The 16,952-nt window shown below is 68.8% G+C and carries 14 protein-coding genes; 10 read left to right on the top strand and 4 right to left on the bottom strand.

Going from position 1 to position 16,952, the window contains the following annotated elements:
• The first annotated feature begins 19 nt into the window (after positions 1-19).
• The 7 genes from UAJ10_RS27765 (at position 20) to UAJ10_RS27735 (ending at position 7,248) form a co-directional block, all read left to right on the top strand.
• Entirely contained in the window at positions 20-988 is a 969-nt protein-coding gene (locus tag UAJ10_RS27765) for a sugar phosphate isomerase/epimerase family protein (protein ID WP_322918612.1), read from the top strand.
• Positions 989-1,335: 347 nt separating this feature from the next.
• Positions 1,336-1,974 (top strand): TetR/AcrR family transcriptional regulator, encoded by a 639-nt coding sequence (locus UAJ10_RS27760; RefSeq protein ID WP_322918611.1) that lies wholly within the window; start codon positions 1,336-1,338, stop codon positions 1,972-1,974.
• Between the two features lie 231 nt (positions 1,975-2,205).
• The gene (locus UAJ10_RS27755) at positions 2,206-2,511 is read left to right on the top strand and encodes a gluconate 2-dehydrogenase subunit 3 family protein (protein ID WP_322918610.1); all 306 of its coding nucleotides are present in this window, start codon (positions 2,206-2,208) and stop codon (positions 2,509-2,511) included.
• Positions 2,512-2,650: 139 nt separating this feature from the next.
• Positions 2,651-4,153, top strand: coding sequence for an MFS transporter (locus UAJ10_RS27750; RefSeq protein WP_322918609.1), 1,503 nt, complete (start codon positions 2,651-2,653; stop codon positions 4,151-4,153).
• 65 nt (positions 4,154-4,218) lie between these two features.
• Positions 4,219-5,484 carry an MFS transporter gene (locus UAJ10_RS27745; protein ID WP_322918608.1) on the top strand — a complete coding sequence of 422 codons (1,266 nt, stop codon included), beginning with the start codon at positions 4,219-4,221 and terminating at the stop codon, positions 5,482-5,484.
• 91 nt (positions 5,485-5,575) lie between these two features.
• Positions 5,576-6,241, top strand: a complete 666-nt coding sequence (locus tag UAJ10_RS27740; protein WP_322918607.1) for a glutathione S-transferase family protein — start codon at positions 5,576-5,578, stop codon at positions 6,239-6,241.
• A gap of 59 nt (positions 6,242-6,300) precedes the next feature.
• Positions 6,301-7,248 (top strand): DUF2268 domain-containing putative Zn-dependent protease, encoded by a 948-nt coding sequence (locus UAJ10_RS27735; RefSeq protein ID WP_322918606.1) that lies wholly within the window; start codon positions 6,301-6,303, stop codon positions 7,246-7,248.
• A 9-nt stretch (positions 7,249-7,257) separates the two neighbouring features.
• Here the strand turns inward: UAJ10_RS27735 and UAJ10_RS27730 are convergent, their stop codons facing one another.
• From UAJ10_RS27730 to UAJ10_RS27715, 4 genes are read right to left on the bottom strand one after another with little or no spacing between them, the layout of a single operon-like run.
• Complete coding sequence (locus UAJ10_RS27730; RefSeq protein WP_322918605.1) at positions 7,258-8,160, bottom strand: TauD/TfdA dioxygenase family protein; 903 nt, start codon at positions 8,158-8,160, stop codon at positions 7,258-7,260.
• Positions 8,157-8,963: an ABC transporter permease gene (locus tag UAJ10_RS27725; protein ID WP_322918604.1), complete on the bottom strand. Its 807-nt coding sequence runs from the start codon at positions 8,961-8,963 to the stop codon at positions 8,157-8,159. The genes UAJ10_RS27730 and UAJ10_RS27725 overlap by 4 nt, the downstream gene beginning before the upstream one ends.
• Positions 8,956-9,765 (bottom strand): ABC transporter ATP-binding protein, encoded by an 810-nt coding sequence (locus UAJ10_RS27720; protein ID WP_322918603.1) that lies wholly within the window; start codon positions 9,763-9,765, stop codon positions 8,956-8,958. The genes UAJ10_RS27725 and UAJ10_RS27720 overlap by 8 nt, the downstream gene beginning before the upstream one ends.
• Positions 9,766-9,768: 3 nt before the next feature.
• Positions 9,769-10,779 (bottom strand): ABC transporter substrate-binding protein, encoded by a 1,011-nt coding sequence (locus UAJ10_RS27715; protein WP_322918601.1) that lies wholly within the window; start codon positions 10,777-10,779, stop codon positions 9,769-9,771.
• Between the two features lie 396 nt (positions 10,780-11,175).
• Here UAJ10_RS27715 and UAJ10_RS27710 point away from each other — a divergent pair, with 396 nt between their 5' ends.
• The 3 genes from UAJ10_RS27710 to UAJ10_RS27700 all read left to right on the top strand — a co-directional run bounded on the left by UAJ10_RS27710 (position 11,176) and on the right by UAJ10_RS27700 (position 16,945).
• Entirely contained in the window at positions 11,176-12,573 is a 1,398-nt protein-coding gene (locus tag UAJ10_RS27710; protein WP_322918600.1) for an efflux transporter outer membrane subunit, read from the top strand.
• Positions 12,574-12,740: 167 nt separating this feature from the next.
• Positions 12,741-13,814, top strand: coding sequence for an efflux RND transporter periplasmic adaptor subunit (locus UAJ10_RS27705; RefSeq protein ID WP_322918599.1), 1,074 nt, complete (start codon positions 12,741-12,743; stop codon positions 13,812-13,814).
• The gene (locus tag UAJ10_RS27700) at positions 13,811-16,945 is read left to right on the top strand and encodes a multidrug efflux RND transporter permease subunit (protein ID WP_322918598.1); all 3,135 of its coding nucleotides are present in this window, start codon (positions 13,811-13,813) and stop codon (positions 16,943-16,945) included. The genes UAJ10_RS27705 and UAJ10_RS27700 overlap by 4 nt, the downstream gene beginning before the upstream one ends.
• Positions 16,946-16,952: the final 7 nt, after the last annotated feature.

Here is a 16,952-nt window from a genome sequence, read left to right as displayed (position 1 = left end):
CAAGCTGAGGAAACGCCCCATGATCACGATGCGAACCGGCCGCCGCGCCTTCATCGGCGGTGCCGCCGCCCTGGCCGGCCTGGGCCTGGCGCGGCTGTCTACCGCCGCCCCCACACCCTTCTTCAAGGGCAACGGCCTGCCCGTCGGCCTGCAGCTCTACACCCTGGGCGATTTGGCGGAGAAAGATCTGGCCGGCACGTTGACGGCGGTGGCGGACATGGGCTATCGCGCGGTGGAACTGCCGGGCTTCTACCGCCACACGGCGGGCGAATTGGCGACAGCGCTGAAGGCCGCCGGCCTGGTATGCGAAAGCGCCCACATCAACGCGCAGGGATCGGGCCCGGCGCCCAGCCTGTCCGGCGACCTGGACGCGTTGGTGCGCGACGCCCACACCATCGGGCTGAAGTTCATCGTCATGCCCATGTTCACCGTGCCGGCGCGCCTGGGTGGGCCGCAGGCGGGCGAGGGCTTCGGTGATTTCCTGGCCCGCGTCGCGTCGCAATTCACCGCCGACGACTGGAAGGCCCAAGCCGCCTTCCTGAACGGAAAGGGCGCGGTCCTGAAGAAGGCCGGGCTGCAGCTGGCCTACCACAACCACAATCCGGAATTCGCAGCCGTGGCCGGCGGCGGGGTCACAGGCTACGACATCCTGTTGGCCGAGACCGATCCGGATCTGGTGAAGATGGAGATGGACGCCGGCTGGGTGGCCGCCGCCGGGCTGGATCCCGTGGCGCTGTTGCAGGCCCACCCCGACCGGTTCCGCCTGATGCATGTGAAGGACCTTAAGGCCGGCACGGCCCCCAACACCCGGCTGAAGATGGACCCGACGGAGGTCGGCGGCGGGACCCTGGACTGGCGCCGCATCCTGCCCGCCGCCCACGCCGCCGGCATCGACCACTTCTATGTGGAGCAGGAACCGCCCTTCGCCCGGCCCCGGCTGGAGGCGGCGCGCCTCAGCGCCGACTACCTGGGCAAGCTGGCGGTGTAGCCCCGCCACGGCGGCTCCGCCGTCTTAGGCCCCAGATCCTGCTTCGCATGCCATTGTTCGGCGATACGGATCATCGGCCAAGCGGAACAAGTCTGAAAACCAGGGCCCGCGTCTGGCGGATGCACCGGCACCCATGGCGGGTGGCCGGATTTTTGGCATGCGCCGGAAGGGCATGCCCATGCTACCATGAAGCATACAGAATAAGAACGATTGTTCTATTATTGTCTGGATCAAGTCCCAGCCGCTCAGGGCCCGCCGTCAGTGGCAGCAAGATTAGGCTTGCGCGTCAGGGTGGGACGATGGATTGGGATCGTCGGTATCCAGGTGCGTTTGTCAGGGGAAGGGTGATGGAAACGTTGGCGCGCATGCCCAAGCAGAACCGCAGCCACGCGTCGTTCGAACGCGTGCTCGAGGCGGCCACGGCGTTGCTGCAGGAACGGGGGTATGAAGACTTCACCCTGAATGAGGTCAGCCGCCGTTCCGGCGTGTCCATCGGGTCCATCTACGGCCGGGTGGACAGCAAGGACGCGCTGATCCGCACGGTGCAGGCCCGCGCCCTGGTGGACATCGATGAGAAGGAGCGGCGGGTGACCGATTCCGCCCGCTGGCAGGGGTACGGCCTGGACCGGCTGGTGCCGGGCGTCGTGTCGGAGTTTGGCGAGTTTCTCAAGGAAAACAGTCCCCTGTTGCGCGCCTTCATGGTGCGCGCGCCCATGGACCCGGTGATCGCCCAGACGGGCAAGCGTTCGCACGAGGCTATGGCGGTGCGCTTCGAAACCCTGCTGCTGTCCCGGCGGAACGAGATCAGCCATCCCGAGCCGGAGCGGGCGGTGCACGCCTGCTTCGCCATGGCCTACGCCTCTTACGCCCGTTACCTGGGTTTGGGCTCCGCCATGAACGTGGCGGGGGAGGGTGACTGGACGGCGCTGAAAGGGGACATCAGCCTGATGACCCTCTGCTTCCTGAAGTATCGGCCGGCGCCCTGACGGCGTGTGGCCGTTGAATCGGCGGCGCTAATTTTTCTGATATCGTTTACATGAAGAACCGTTGACTGATCAGAACCAATGTTCTAGTTCTTGGGAATAAGGCCGCCCCAAAAAAGGGGAAGGCAGATGGCGCCCCGGGGATCACGTTCCTCCCGGCGCCCTCCCGGGAGGGTTCTGAACGTGACAGATGACGTGCGCGCCGTGGCGCCCCATCACCCCCGATCACAGGGAATGCCTGCCCGCCGCGCCGTGCTGCTGGGCGGCCTGACTCTGGCCGCCGCCCCGGCGATCTGGTCGCTGGTCAAGGCCGCGCCCGCCGTGGCCGCCCCCGCGCCGGTGACCCTGCAGGACCGGCTGTGCGACCTGGTGATCCCCGATACCGACACCCCCGGCGCGCTCAAGGCCGGGGTGCCCGCCTTCCTGGATGCGGCGCTGGCGCACGGGTTGCTGGGCGCCGATGCCGGCACGCTGGCCAAGGTGGCGGCGGATCTCGATGTCCGCGCCGGCGGGGCTTTCCTGAAGGCCGGCGCCTTGTAGTCTCCCCGCCAGCGGGGCCGCGAACTTGGGTATAAATTAGAACAATTATACTGGTTCTATATGGAGGGCGCGTGACCATGACCCCCTGGGCCTGCCCCGTTCCCCACAGTCGCGCCCCGCGGATGGGCGTGGGGAAGCGATGAGCGGCGGCGTTTCCCAACTGCCCCCCGCCACGGCCCTGCAAACGGCGGCGGCCTTCCCACCCCGCCGGCGCCTGCTGGCCGTCGCGGTGGTGGCCATCGCCTTCGTCATGGATCTGGTGGACACCACCATCGTGAACGTGGCGGTGCCGGCCATCCGGCAGAGCCTGGGGGCCGGGCCGGCGGCGGCGCAGTGGCTGGTGGCGGGCTATTCCATGGCCTTCGCCGTCCTGCTGATCACGGGCGGCCGCCTGGGCGATCTTTACGGCTATCGCCGGATTTTCCTGGGAGGCGTGGCCGGTTTCACCGTGGCCTCGTCCCTGTGCGGCCTGGCCATGGGGCCGGAAACGCTGGTGGCCGCCCGGGTGCTGCAAGGCCTGGCGGCGGCGCTGATGGTGCCGCAGGTCCTGGCCCTGACGCAGATCCTGTACCCGGCCGACCAGCGGGTGGCGGTCATGGCGCTGTTCGGGGTGCTGGGCGGCCTGTCGGCGGTGCTCGGCCCCATCCTGGGCGGCTTCCTCATCGACGCCGATCTGTTCGGCCTGTCCTGGCGTCCGGTGTTCCTGCTGAACCTGCCCGTGGGCGTGCTGGGCCTGGCCATGGGGCTGGCCGTGCTGCCCGGCGGACGGTCATCGCATGCGGGCCGGCCGGACTGGCCGGGCACGGTGCTGCTGGCGGCGGCGTTGTCGGCGCTGCTTCTTCCCCTGATCCAGGGGCGGGAGGCCGGCTGGCCCGCCTGGTGCCTGGCGCTGCTGGGCTTGACCCTGCCATTGACGGGCTTGTTCGCCTGGCATGTGCGGTGGCGTATCCGCCGTGTCGGCTCCGCACTCCTGGTGCCCGCCCTGTTCCGCGACCGGGCCTTCAGCGTGGGGCTGGCCACCTTGATCGTCTTCCAGCTGGCCATGGGCGGCTTCTTCCTGGTGACGACCTTGAGCTTGCAGGAGGGGCTGGGCTTCACGCCCACGCAGGCCGCCTTGATCCATGTGCCCTTCGCCCTGGGCGTCAGCGTGGGCATCAGCGTCCTGGGCCGCCGCCTGATCCTGCGCGCCGGGCGCTACACCGTCACCGCCGGCTGCCTGGTCATGGCTGCCTCGCTGCCGGCCTTGCGGGGCGCGCTGGGCATCGTCCATGGAGGCACCGTCCAGGGGGGCATCATCGATGGCGGCCTGCTGCCCCTGCTGGCGGCCTTCCTGGCGGCGGGCGTCGGCATGGGGCTGGTGGCCGCCGCCCTGACGCCGTTCACCTTGTCCGCGACCGACGCCCGCCACGCCGGGGCCGCCGCCGGCGTGGTCAACGCCACGCAGCAATTGGGCGCCGCCTTGGGCGTGGCCCTGATCGGCGCCCTGTTCTTCCGTCTGGCGGGGCAGCATACCGGCACGGCGTACGTCCACGCCTTCGGCGCATCCGCCATCCTGATGGACACGGCCCTGCTGGCGGCCGGCGTCTTCAGCCTCGGGCTTCCCCGCGACCTCCGCACCGGTGCGGGTATCGCCCATGTGTGACCGACCATCCTGCAGAGAACAACCAACGACCGGTGCCGCCCGCGCGGCGCCGAGGGAGGCCAAGAATGGCAACTGACGTGACATCGCCGGCCGCCCTGGCGGCCGCCTGTTCCGGGGCGCCTTCCCCATCCGCATCCGGGCGCAAGGCGGGCTGGGCCCAGGGCGCCATTCTGGTCCTGGCCGGCTTCTTGCCCATTCTGGCCATCGTCTCGCTGACGCCGGCCGTCCCCACCATCCTGGATCATTTCCGGGCGGCGGGGCAGATCGGGGCCGACGCCTCGCTCATGGTCACCCTGCTGGTCACGGCGCCGGGCCTGTCGATCGCCCTGCTGTCGCCCTTCGCCGGCATGCTGGTCGACCGCTACGGCCGCCGGCCGCTGTTGGTTGGGGCCGCCTTGATCTATGGCGCGGTGGGTGCCGCCCCTTACTTCCTGGACAGCCTCAAGGCCATCATCGCCAGCCGCCTGGCCTTGGGCGTGGCGGAGGCCGCCATCCTGACCATCGTCAACACCCTGATCGGCGACTATTTCACGCCGGCGGGGCGCCGCTGGCTGCTGATGGTGCAGGGCATGGCGGGGCCGGCCTTGGCCAGCCTGGTCATCGCCGGGTCGGGCGCCCTGACGGCCGTCGGCTGGAACGCCTCTTTCCTCATCTACCTCAGCGCCATTCCCATCTTCCTGGGCATGTACGTCTATATTTTCGAGCCGGCGGGCGACGCCCAGGCGGCGGCCCGGCCGCAGGCGCCCGGCGCCGCCACGCCCTTCCCGTGGAAGGCGGTGGTGACCTTCGGCGCCGCCACGCTGTTCGCCTCCTCCCTCTACTATGTCTTCATCGTCCAGGGCGGCCTGGCCTTCCGCGAGGTGGGCGTGGACAACCCGGCCGATGCGGGCAAGTACATTTCGCTGGCCAGCCTTGCGGTGCCGGTGGGCGCCCTGATCTTCGGTGTCGTCGGCGCCAGGGGCACGGCCCTGCAGGTGCTGATGTTCCTGGGCCTGCTGGGCGCCGGCCTGACCGGCGTCGGCCTTGCCCACGACCCCACCACCATGGTGGCCCTGCTGGTCATCCAGCAGATGGGCGCGGGCATGACCGTGCCCACCCTGGTGGCCTGGGCGCAAGGCGTCCTGCCGTTCGAGCATCGCGGCCGGGGCATGGGCGTGTGGTCGTCCTGCTTCTTCCTGGGCCAGTTCACCAGCCCGATGTTCGTGGCCCTGGCCAAGGGCGCCATGGGCACCGGTGCCGTGCAGCCGGCCTTCGTCGTCATGGGGTGCATCGCCCTGGCGGGGGCGGCCGTCGCCGCCGTGCTGGCCCTGAAGCCCCGGCAACGTCGGTGAGGCTTTTATTGTCCGGGGGACAACATAGGCCATGCGGGACGCGGGTTTCCGGAGAAGACTGCGGCATGCCCGCTTCCCCGGAGACCGCCCCATGACTGATAAACCCCTGTCCGAAAAGTCCATGTCCGGCACCCCCACGATCATCGGCCGCGCCACGTCCATCAACGTGCGCAAGGTGCTGTGGACCTGCGCCGAGATCGGCATGGACCACACCTTCGACGGCGACTGGGTGGGCGAGGCCGCCGTGCGCCGGCGGGATGAGCTGCTGGCCCTCAACCCCAATGGCCAATTCCCGGTGCTGGTGGATCAGGCCGGCCCGCTCTGGCAGTCCAACACCATTTGCCGCTACCTGGCCACGGTCGCGGGGCGCGACGATCTGCTGCCCACGGCGCCGCGTGCCCGGGCGCTGGTGGAACAGTGGATGGATTGGCAGCTGGGCGACCTCAACCCCGCCTGGCGTTACGTCTTCATGGCCCTGGTGCGGCGGGCGCCGGGCTACACCAACGCCGATGAGATCGCGACCGGCGTGGCCGCCTGGAACCAGGCCATGGGCTTGCTGGACCGCCAGCTGCAGCGCACCGGCGCCCATGTCACCGGCCCCACCTTCACCCTGGCGGACATCGTGTTGGCGCTATCCGCCAACCGCTGGCGCCTGACCCCCATGGCGCACGCCGACTGCCCGGCGGTGGATGCCTGGCTGGACCGGCTGGCGGCGCGGCCGGGCTTCACCGTCCATGTGGGGCCTGGCGTGCCGTGAGGCTTGCGCGCCGCACCGCCGCCACCCATCATTCCTTGCAACAAAGGCAGGGGGTGGGAATGCGGTCCTGGCGATTGGCGTTGGGGCGATTTGCGTTGGTCGGGCTGTGCGCCCTGGGCGGGACGGCGTCGGCGGCCGCACCCGAAATCCGCATCCAGGACGTCATCGACTTCTACCGCGTTTATGACGCCGGCCGGGGCGCGCCCACGGCGGCGGCCTTGCAGGGCTATCTCGACCATGGCAGCGACGGGCTGCGGCAGTTCACCGGCCTGCGGCACCTGACGGGGGAGTCCATGGCGGCGGCCATGGAAAAGCACCCGCGGATGTTCGCCGACGCCAAGACCTGCCTCGACGTCCTGCCGGCGGTGAAGCGGCGCCTGGCGCAGGCCTTGCCCCGCTTGGGCCAGCTCTATCCCCAGGCCAAGTTCCCGCCCATCACCATCCTGGTGGGCCAGGGCAACACCGGCGGCACCACCAGCGCGTCCGGCGTATTGGTGGGGCTGGAGGCGCTGTGCGGCGCCAGCTGGATGGACCCCAACGCTGAGGATCGCTTCGTCCACCTGGTGGCGCATGAATACATCCATGTGCAGCAGCCGGCGGCGCAGGCGGAACCGGAGCATCCCGTGCTGCTGTTCCCCGCCCTGCTCGAAGGCGGGGCGGAATTCCTGGCGGAACTGATCTCCGGCGATGTCGGCTATGTCCGGCTCAAGACCTGGACCAAAGGCCGGGAGAAGGAGGTGGAAACGCGGTTCGCCGCCGACATGGACACGACCGACACCAAGCCGTGGCTGTACAACGGCGTCGGCACGGAGGAGCGTCCCGGGGACCTGGCCTACTGGGTCGGCTACCGCATCACCAAGGCCTACTACGTCCAAGCCAGGGACAAGCGCGCGGCCATCGCCCGCATCCTGACCATCGACGCCGACACGGCCAAGGCCTTCCTGGCCGACAGCGGCTGGACCCCCGGCATGACCCTGCCGGACAAGGTGGCGCCGCCGTCGCCATGATCCCTTACGCTACTGAAATCCTTTCGGCCTATCGCCCTGCACCGTGGTGCGGTACAGGGTGCGGCGCACTCCCGGCGGGACACCGGTGGCCAGGTGGATTCCCTGGCGGTTGTCCCAGATGACCAGGTCGTCGGGCCGCCATTTGTGGCGATAGATGAAGCGGTCCTGGATGCTGTGGGCGAACAGCTCCGTCAGCAAGGCCCGGCTCTCCTCCTCAGGCAGTTCCACGATGCGGCTGGTGAAGCCCTCGCTGATGAACAGGGAGGGGCGCCCGGTCTCGGGATGCACCCGCACCACCGGGTGGATGACGGGCGGCACCTTCGCCTCTTGCTCCGCCGTCAGACCGGGGCGCAGGGCGCCGGTCACCGCCTGCTGGGCGCGATTGCGGGCGGCATAGCCATGCTCCGCCGTCAGGCCCTGAAGCCGCCGCTGGGTCTCTGTCGGCAGGGCCTCGTACGCGGCGGCCAGGCTGGCGAACAGGGTGTCGCCCGCCCCTTCCGGAATTTCGCGGGCATGGAGGAGTGAGCCCAGGCTGGGCAGCGCCATGTAGGACAGGTCGGAATGCCAGTAGCGGCCGGCGTCGGCCAGGCCGATGGGCTTGCCGTTCTCCATGACGTTGGACACCACCAGGATCTCCGGATGGCCGGGCAGGTGGAAATGGTGCTGGATGTGGATTTCCAACGGGCCGAAGCGGCGGCTGAAGGCGATATGCTGTTCCGGCGTCAGCTCCCCCTGGCCCCGCACCACCACCACCTGGCGTTCCGCCAAGGCCCGGCGGATGCGCAGGAAGTCTGCTTCGGCCAGGTGCCGGCTCAGGTCCAGGCCGATGACCTCCGCCCCCAGGACGCCGGGGATTTCGCGGATCTCGAAGGCATCGGATGTCGTGTCAGGCGTGCGCGCGGCGGCGGTCATTGTTCCTGTCCCCAACGTTGGACGGTGGCCCGGGCGGCGCTGCGGAACAGCAGCGTCTCCACGACCAGGCCCACCAGGATGATGGTCAGCAGACCAGCGAAGACGTTGGCCGTCTCCAGCTGGGCGCGGTTGGTGTAGATGAACCAGCCGATGCCGCCGGACCGGGCGCTGACGCCGAACACCAGTTCGGCGGCGATCAGCGTGCGCCAGGCGAAGGCCCAGCCCAGGCGAAGGCCGGCCAGGATTTGCGGCAGGGCGGCCGGTATCAGGATTTCGGCCACGAAGCGCAGCGGCGACAGCCCCAGATTGCGCCCGGCCATGCGCAGGGTGCGGGGCACGGCGCGGAAGCCGGCGTACGAGGCCAGCGCCACCGGCCACAGCACGGCGTGGCTGATGACGAAGACCAGGCTGGGCGCGCCGATGCCGAACCACAGAAGGGCGATGGGCAGCAGCGCCACCGCCGGCAGCGGGTTCAGCATGGCGGTCAGCAGCTCCAGCAATTCCGCCCCCCAACGGGAAAGGGCGGCGACGGTGGTCAGCGCGGCGGCGGCGGCCAGGCCGCAGGCATAGCCCGTGACCAGCAGTTGCAGCGAGGTGGCGGTGCGCGCCACCAGCTCGCCCGAGGCGAAACCCTGCGCCAGGGCGGTCACCGTGGCGCTGAACGTGGGCAGCAGCAGGGCGTTGTCCAGGTGGCGGGCGTAGGCCTCCCACCCCAGGGCCAGCAGCGCCAGCAACAGGCCCTTGCGCCAGCCGGCCAGATGCAGGCGGCGGGGCGTGGGCAGGGCGATGGTGGTGTCAGCCATGGCGGCGACCCTCTTCCTGGGCGTGGCTCCCCAGCAGGCCGGCCTGCAAGGCCGCCTCCAATTGGGCGAAGGCGGCGGTGCCGCGCTGGCGGGCGGCGGCGGGGATGGCGGCTAGGCCGACCATGCGCCCGGGATGGGGCGACAGGGTCAGGACGTGGGTGCCGACGCGCACGGCCTCGTCAATGGCGTGGGTGACGAACAGGACGGTGGCGCCGGTCTGCTCACACAGCGACAGCAACTCATCCTGCATCTGCCGGCGGGTCAGCGCGTCCAGGGCGGCGAAGGGTTCGTCCATCAACAAGAGGTCGGGTTCCAGGGCGAAGGCGCGGGCGATGGCCACGCGCTGCTTCATGCCGCCGGACAGGGTGTGGGGATGGGCATCCATGACCCGGGCCAAGCCCACCCGGCCGATCCAGTCCCGCGCCCGCGCGTCCGCCGTGGCCCGGTCCAGGCCCCGCCCGCGCTGCAGGGCATAGCGCACATTGCCCAGCACCGTGCGCCAGGGCAGCAGCTGGTCGAATTCCTGGAAGACGGCCATGCGATCGGGCCCGGGCTTGCCCACCGGCGCGCCCCGCAGGCGGATGGTGCCGGCGTCCACCGGCTGGAACCCGCCCACGGCGCGCAGCAGGCTGGACTTGCCACAGCCCGAGGGGCCCAGCAGCACCAGCCGGTCGCCGGCGGTGAGGTCCACGCTGACCTCCTCCACCGCCGTCACGGCGGCGGCGCCGTGGCCATAGCGCAGGGTCACGTTCTCCAGGCTCAGCAGCGGTTCGGTGTCCGTTATGCGCAGGGTGGCGCCCATCCCTCAGCTCCCCGCCTTGCTGGCCAGGCCCGGCTGGAACAACTCGGTCCAGCTGGCTGGGTTGCGCTTGATCAGCCCGATCTTGAACAGAAAGGCGGAGAAGACGGTCGCCCGTTCCGGCGCGGTGGTGAAACGCACCTGCGGGTCGCGGATGATGGCCTCGACGAAAGCGGGGTCCAACTTGGACTTCTCCGCCGCGATGTACAGCTTGGCCGCCTCCGCCGGGTTGGCCACGATCCAGGCGTTGGCCTCGTCCAAGGCCGCCACCAGGGCGGCGATGGTCTTGGGGTTGGCCTCCACGAATTTCTCCGTGGAATAGGCGGCGTTGAAGGTGTGCGGTCCCCCCAGCACATCGTAGCTGTTCAGCACGGCGTGCGCCTTGCCGCTGGCCAACTGCTGCTGCACGAAGGGCGGCGAGGTGAAATGGGCGGTGATCTCCGAATGCCCGGACAGCAGCTGTGCGGTGGCGTCGGGATGGGGCAGGCTGACCGTCAGGTAATCCAACTTGTCATACTGGCCGAAGGCCTGGTCGGCCGCCATCTGCAGCACGATGGGCTGGAAGCCCACCTTCACCGAGGGCAGGGCGATGCGGTCCTTGTCGGTGAAGTCGCGGATGGTCCTGACCGCCGGGTTGTTGCTGGTCAGCACGTTGGGCATGGAGCCCAGGGCCACCACGCCGATGATATCGGCCGTGCCGCGCGTCTTGTCCCAGGTCAGGATCATGGGGGCGATGCCGGCGCTGGCGATGTCCAGGCCACCGGCGATCAGCGCCTCGTTCATCGCGGCCGCGCCGGACAGCTGGATCCATTCCACCTGCGGCGCCGGGATGCCGGCCTTCACCGCTTGGCCCTCGATCAGCCGCCGCTCCTTGGCGACGATGAAGGGCAGGTAGCCGATACCGAACTGCTGGGCGATGCGCAGTTCCTTCGTTTCAGCCCACGCCCGGGGGGTCAGGGGCAACAGGGCCGCCATGACCAGGGTGGCGACCAGCAGGCGGCGGATGGGGCGGGGCATGGCGGTGGACTGCCTTGGGATAAGGGGCCTTGCCGGCGAATTTCACAACTCGGCATTCGATATTGGGAATGGTGTAGTGAATCGTTAGCGGGCGTCAAGTGTAAATAATATTATTTAGCGAATATAAAATGTAAAATCACGAAGCAAGTGATTTGTCCATGCCTTGGCCGCAACGCGGGGGCGGCCGGTGGCTATTGGGTAAACCTAGGTATGGGATGAGTATGGGGCAGATTAAGCGGAGTTAATAAATCGCCCACGCTGGCTAAAGCCGCCGGACGTTAGCGTCCCGCCCAAGGTGCCCCTTTCCTTGGCCTTGCCTTCCCCTGTGACTAGGACGACGCCGCCGATGTCTCCCCCCTCTCCCTACACGCCCTCCGGGGTCGCTGGCTGGCCGGCGTGGCCGTGCTGGCGCTGGCCGGTTGTTCCGTCGGGCCGGATTACCAGCGCCCCGACACCCCACCGCCGGCCGCGTGGCAGGAACAGCCCTCCGCCCCCCAGACTGCCGTCACTTCCGCTGCCGCCACTTCCGCTGCCGCCACTCCCGCCTGGCCGGCGGTCGACTGGTGGAAGGGCTTCGGCTCCGCCCAGCTGGACGCCTACATCGCCCAGGCCCAGACGGCCAACGACGACCTGGCCGCCGCCATGGCGCGGGTTCGCGAGGCCGACGCCCAGGCGCAGGTGGCAGGGGCCGCCCTGCTGCCGTCGGTGGGCGCCAGCGCCGATGTCGATCACCAGCGGGCCAAAAGCGCGGGTGCTGCCCAGACCGCCACCGCCCACAGCGTGGGCCTGAACGCCAGTTATGAGCTGGACTTCTGGGGCAAGAACCGGGCGACGGCCAATGCCGCCCTGGCCACCGCGGATGCCAGCCGCTACGACCTGGAAACGGTGCGCCTGTCGGTGCTGAGCAGCGTGGCCACCAGCTATTTCCAGTCCCTGGAACTGCGGGAGCAGGTGCGCGTGGCGGAGGACAACCTGGCCAACGGCCAGGCCACGCTGGACGGCCTGCGCCGCCAGGCGGACGCCGGCATCGCCACGGCGCTGGACGTGGCGCAGCAGGAAACCACCGTCTCCACCCTGAACGCCAAGCTGCCGCCCCTGCGCCAGCAATACCGCCAGTCGGTGCACGCCCTGGCCATCCTGCTGGGCCGGATGCCGGAGGCGGTGGAGCTGCCGGAAGACGATACCCTGGCCAGGCTGGCGCTGCCCCAGGTGACGCCGGGCCTGCCCTCCGAACTGCTGGCCCGCCGGCCCGACGTGGCCCAGGCGGAGGCGCTGCTGAAGGCGGCCAACGCCAACATCACCGTGGCCCGTGCCGCCTTCTTCCCCAGCATCGACCTGACGGCCTCCGGCGGCTACGCCAGCAACGCCCTGTCGCACCTGTTCGATCCCGGCAGCGCCCTGTTCTCCCTGGCTGCCGGGCTGACCCAGCCCATCTTCGAGGGCGGGGCGCTGGAGGGGCAGTACGCCAACGCCCAGGCCCGCTATGACGAGCTGCTGGCCACCTACCGCAAGTCCGTCCGTGCCGCCTTCGGGAATGTGGAGGACGCGCTGACCGCCGTGCGCGAAACGACGGAGCAACTGGCGCGGCAGGAGCAAGCGACCGCCACGGCGCGCCACGCCTATGAACTGGCGCAGGCCCAGATGGCCGCCGGGACCATCACCGTCCTGACGGTGCTGAACACCGAAACCGCCTTGTTCACCGCCAACGACGCCTTGGTCCAGGCCCGATTCGCCCGCCTGCAGGCCTTGGTCAGTTTGTACAACGCCCTGGGCGGCGGCTGGAAGCAGAGCTGACATCATGAGCGAGACCCCCATCTTGAAGCCTATCCGCATCAGCCGCACCCGCGCCGTCATGGCCGGCCTGGGCGGCGTCTTCATCCTCGCCGCCGCCGGTGCCGAGTTGCTGCCCAGCACCACCGGCAAGGCCGCCCCCCACAGCCAAGGGCGGTGGCGCCGTCGCCGTGGATACGGCCGTGGCCACCCCGGCCGACGCCCCCGTCTACCTGGCGGGGCTGGGCTCCGTCCAATCGCTGAACACGGTGACGGTCACCACCCGCGTCGATGGCGCCCTGGACAAGGTCGCCTTCACCGAGGGGCAGACGGTGAAGCCGGGCGACCTGCTGGCGCAGATCGACCCGCGCCTGTACCAGGCGGCCTACGACCAGGCGCTGGCCACCAAGGCCAAGGATGAGGCGCAGCTGGCCAACGCCCGCGCCGACCTGGAACGCTATACCCGCCTGGCACCGCAGAACCTGGCCAGCAAGCAGACGGTGGACACCGCCAAGGCCCAGGTCGACCAGTTGCAGGCCCAGATCAAAAGCGACCAGGCCGCCATCGACAACGCCAGGACCCAGTTGGACTACACCCGCATCACCTCCCCCATCCAGGGGCGGACGGGCATCCGCCAGGTGGATCCCGGCAACAACCTGCACGCGGCCAGCGGCACCGGCATCGTGGTGGTGACCCAGATGCAGCCCATTTCCGTCATCTTCACCCTGCCGGAGGAGGATCGCCTGGCCGTCAGCCAGGCCATGGCCCAGGGGCCGTTGACCGTTACCGCCGTATCGCGCGACGGCAAGACGGACCTGGCCAGCGGCACCGTCATGCTGGTGGACAACCAGATCGACCCCACCACCGGCACCGTGCGGCTGAAGGCCCAGTTCCCCAACACCGATGAGCACCTGTGGCCGGGCCAATTCGTGAACGTGAAGGTGCTGAAGCAGACGCAACGCGGGGCGCTGACCATCCCCAGTGCCGCCCTGCAACGCGGGCCCAACGGCCTCTACGCCTATGTCGTGAAGCCTGACTCCACGGTGGAGATGCGGCCCATCGAAACGGCGGAGACCACCGGCGACATGGTCGTGGTGGCCAAGGGCCTGCAGGCGGGTGAGCGCGTCACCACCAGCAACGCCTATCGCCTGCAACCGGGCGTCAAGGTGACGGTGGCCGGCGAGGCCAAGACGGCCGACGCCGCCTCCATTAATACGGCCCCGGCGAATACGGCCCCGGCGAATACGGAAGGCAAGCAGCCATGAGCCTCTCCAGCCCCTTCATCACCCGGCCCATCGCCACCTCGCTCCTGATGCTGGGCGTGCTGCTGGTGGGCATGGTGGCCTATCCGCTGCTGCCGGTGGCGCCGCTGCCGCAGGTGGACTTCCCCACCATCCAGGTCTCGGCCAACCTGCCGGGCGCCAGTCCGGAAACCATGGCGTCCAGCGTGGCGCAGCCGCTGGAAACCCAGTTCGCCGCCATCCCCGGCGTCAGCCAGATGACGTCGACCAGCACCCTGGGCAGCACCCAGGTGACCTTGCAGTTCGACCTGAACCGCAACATCGATGCGGCGGCGCAGGACGTGCAGACCGCCATCGACGCCGCCGGCGGCCAGCTGCCCAAGAACCTGCCGTCGCCGCCGACCTACCGCAAGATCAACCCGGCCGACAGCTCCATCCTGGTGTACTCGGTCCACTCCGACAACCTGCCCCTGACCACGGTCGATGACTTCGCCGAGAACGTCATCGCCCAGCGCCTGTCGCAGATCCCCGGCGTGGGCCAGGTCTCCGTCGGCGGCCAGCAGAAGCCGGCTGTGCGCGTGCAGGTCGACCCGGCCAAGATCGCGGCCCTGGGCATCCAGCTTGAGGACATCGCGGCGGTCATCCCGACCGCCACCATCAACGCGCCCAAGGGTTCCATCAATGGCGTCAGCCATAACTTCGTCATCTACAACAACGACCAGCTGTTGAAGGCGGAGCCGTGGAACGACGTCATCGTTGCCTACAAGAACGGGGCGCCTGTGCGCATCCGTGATATCGGCGTGGCGGTGGACGGGCCGGAGAACAACCAGCTGCTGGCCTGGCAGAACAAGGGCCCCGGTATCATCCTGCAGGTGTTCAAACAGCCCGGCGCCAACATCATCGACATCGTGTCGAAGGTGGAGGACATGCTGCCCCAGGTCATGGCGGCGGTGCCCCCGGGCGTGAAGATGGATAAGGTCATCGACCGCACCACCACCATCAAGGCCTCGGTGGAGGACGTCCAGTTCACCCTGCTGCTGACCATCTTCCTGGTGGTCATGGTCATCTTCCTGTTCCTGCGCAACCTGTGGGCCACGCTGATCCCCGGCGTGACCGTGCCGCTGGCCCTGTTCGGCACCGCGGCGCTGATGTACCTGCTGGGCTTTAGCCTGGACAACCTGTCGCTGATGGGCCTGACCATCGCCGTGGGCTTCGTCGTCGACGACGCCATCGTGATGGTGGAGAACATCTACCGCCACATCGAGGAGGGCATGTCGCCCAAGGAGGCGGCGCTGAAGGGCGCCGGCGAGATCGGCTTCACCATCATGTCCATCAGCGTGTCGCTGGTGGCCGTGTTCATCCCCCTGCTGCTGATGGGCGGCATCGTCGGCCGGCTGATGCGTGAATTCGCCATCACCGTCACCATGACCATCGCCGTCTCCGCCTTCGTCTCGCTGACCTTGTCGCCGATGATGAGCGCCTTGTTCCTGAAGGATGAGAAGCACGCCCGCCACGGCAAGGCCTATCTGTTCATCGAAGGCTGCTTCGACTGGCTGGTGGCCAAGTACGGCCGGGGCCTGGACTTCGTGCTGCGGCACCAGCGCCTGACCCTGATGGTGTTCTTCGCCACGGTGGCGGCCACCGGGGTGCTGTACGTCGCCATTCCCAAGGGCTTCTTCCCGCAGCAGGACACCGGCATCATCGCCGGCCTGGCCGACGCCTCGCAGGATGTGTCCTTCAACGAGATGGTGCGGCTGCAGCACCAGCTGACCGACATCGTCGCCCAGGATCCGGACGTGGCCGCCTGGGCCACCTCGGTCGGCGGCGGCGGGCGGCCCATCAACAACGGCTTCATCGTCATCGGCCTGAAGCCGCGCGGCCAGCGCACCGCCTCCGCCGACCAGATTATCGCCCGGCTGCGGCCCAAGCTGGCCAAGGTCAAGGGCGCCACCCTGTTTCTTCAGGCCAGCCAGGACCTGAACGTGGGTGGCCGGCTGGCTCGCACGCAGTACCAGTACACCCTGCAGGACGCCGATTTGGGCGAACTGAACGACTGGGCGCCCAAGGTGCTGGAAAAGCTGAAAGGCCTGCCCCAGCTGCGCGACGTCGCCACCGACCAGCAGACCAACGGCACCACCCTGAACCTGGTGATCGACCGCGACCAGGCCGCCCGCTTCGGCATCCAGCCCTCGCTGATCGACAGCACGCTTTATGACGCCTTCGGCCAGCGCCAGGTGACCCAGTACTTCACCCAGCTGAACAGCTATCACGTGGTGCTGGAGATCACGCCGGAGCTGCAGTCCAACCCCGACACCCTGAACAAGCTGTACATCAAGTCACCGCTGACCGGTCAGCAGGTGCCCCTGTCCACTTTCGTGAAGTACGACACCAACCATGTGAACTTCCTGTCCATCAACCACCTGGGCCAGTTCCCGGCGGTGACCCTGTCGTTCAACCTGGCCCCCGGCGTGTCCCTGGGCGAGGCGGTGCAGGTCATCCAGCAGGCCCAGGCCGAGATGGGCATGCCGTCCTCGGTCAACGGCACCTTCCAGGGCACGGCCCAGGCCTTCCAGGCCTCGCTGGCGACCCAGCCCTACCTGATCGCGGCGGCGCTGGTGGCCGTCTACATCATCCTGGGCATGCTGTATGAAAGCTACATCCACCCGCTGACCATCCTGTCCACCCTGCCGTCGGCGGGCGTGGGGGCCCTGCTGATGCTGATGATCTTCCACTACGACCTGTCGGTCATCGCCCTCATCGGCATCATCCTGCTGATCGGCATCGTGAAAAAGAACGGCATAATGATGGTGGACTTCGCCATCCAGGCGGAACGGGAACAGCACATGGCGCCCATCGAGTCCATCCGCCAGGCCTGCCTGCTGCGCTTCCGCCCCATCATGATGACCACCATGGCGGCCCTGCTGGGCGCCCTGCCGCTGATGCTGGAGAACGGCACGGGTTCCGAACTGCGCAAGCCGCTGGGCATCACCATGGTGGGCGGCCTGATCCTGAGCCAGATCCTGACCCTGTTCACCACGCCGGTGGTCTATCTCTACCTGGACCGGGTGAACGACTGGCTGAACCGCCGGGGCAAGGCCAAGGCGGCGCATGAAGGTCACGCCCGGCCGCACGCGGCCCTGGGCACGGGCGACTGAGGGGGGT

This window comes from Nitrospirillum guaranorum, assembly GCF_034653275.1.
Classification (GTDB): domain Bacteria; phylum Pseudomonadota; class Alphaproteobacteria; order Azospirillales; family Azospirillaceae; genus Nitrospirillum.
The sequence above is the reverse complement of the archived record's forward strand: the minus strand, read 5'-3'. Positions and strand labels throughout refer to the sequence as shown.

Coding starts and splice junctions, on each gene's coding strand:
- UAJ10_RS27745 (WP_322918608.1), top strand. CDS start 4,219: ATGGCAACTGACGTGACATCGCCGGCCGCCCTGGCGGCCGCCTGTTCC.
- UAJ10_RS27765 (WP_322918612.1), top strand. CDS start 20: ATGATCACGATGCGAACCGGCCGCCGCGCCTTCATCGGCGGTGCCGCC.
- UAJ10_RS27750 (WP_322918609.1), top strand. CDS start 2,651: ATGAGCGGCGGCGTTTCCCAACTGCCCCCCGCCACGGCCCTGCAAACG.
- UAJ10_RS27760 (WP_322918611.1), top strand. CDS start 1,336: ATGGAAACGTTGGCGCGCATGCCCAAGCAGAACCGCAGCCACGCGTCG.
- UAJ10_RS27715 (WP_322918601.1), bottom strand. CDS start 10,779: ATGCCCCGCCCCATCCGCCGCCTGCTGGTCGCCACCCTGGTCATGGCG.
- UAJ10_RS27730 (WP_322918605.1), bottom strand. CDS start 8,160: ATGACCGCCGCCGCGCGCACGCCTGACACGACATCCGATGCCTTCGAG.
- UAJ10_RS27700 (WP_322918598.1), top strand. CDS start 13,811: ATGAGCCTCTCCAGCCCCTTCATCACCCGGCCCATCGCCACCTCGCTC.
- UAJ10_RS27755 (WP_322918610.1), top strand. CDS start 2,206: ATGCCTGCCCGCCGCGCCGTGCTGCTGGGCGGCCTGACTCTGGCCGCC.
- UAJ10_RS27725 (WP_322918604.1), bottom strand. CDS start 8,963: ATGGCTGACACCACCATCGCCCTGCCCACGCCCCGCCGCCTGCATCTG.
- UAJ10_RS27740 (WP_322918607.1), top strand. CDS start 5,576: ATGACTGATAAACCCCTGTCCGAAAAGTCCATGTCCGGCACCCCCACG.
- UAJ10_RS27720 (WP_322918603.1), bottom strand. CDS start 9,765: ATGGGCGCCACCCTGCGCATAACGGACACCGAACCGCTGCTGAGCCTG.
- UAJ10_RS27735 (WP_322918606.1), top strand. CDS start 6,301: ATGCGGTCCTGGCGATTGGCGTTGGGGCGATTTGCGTTGGTCGGGCTG.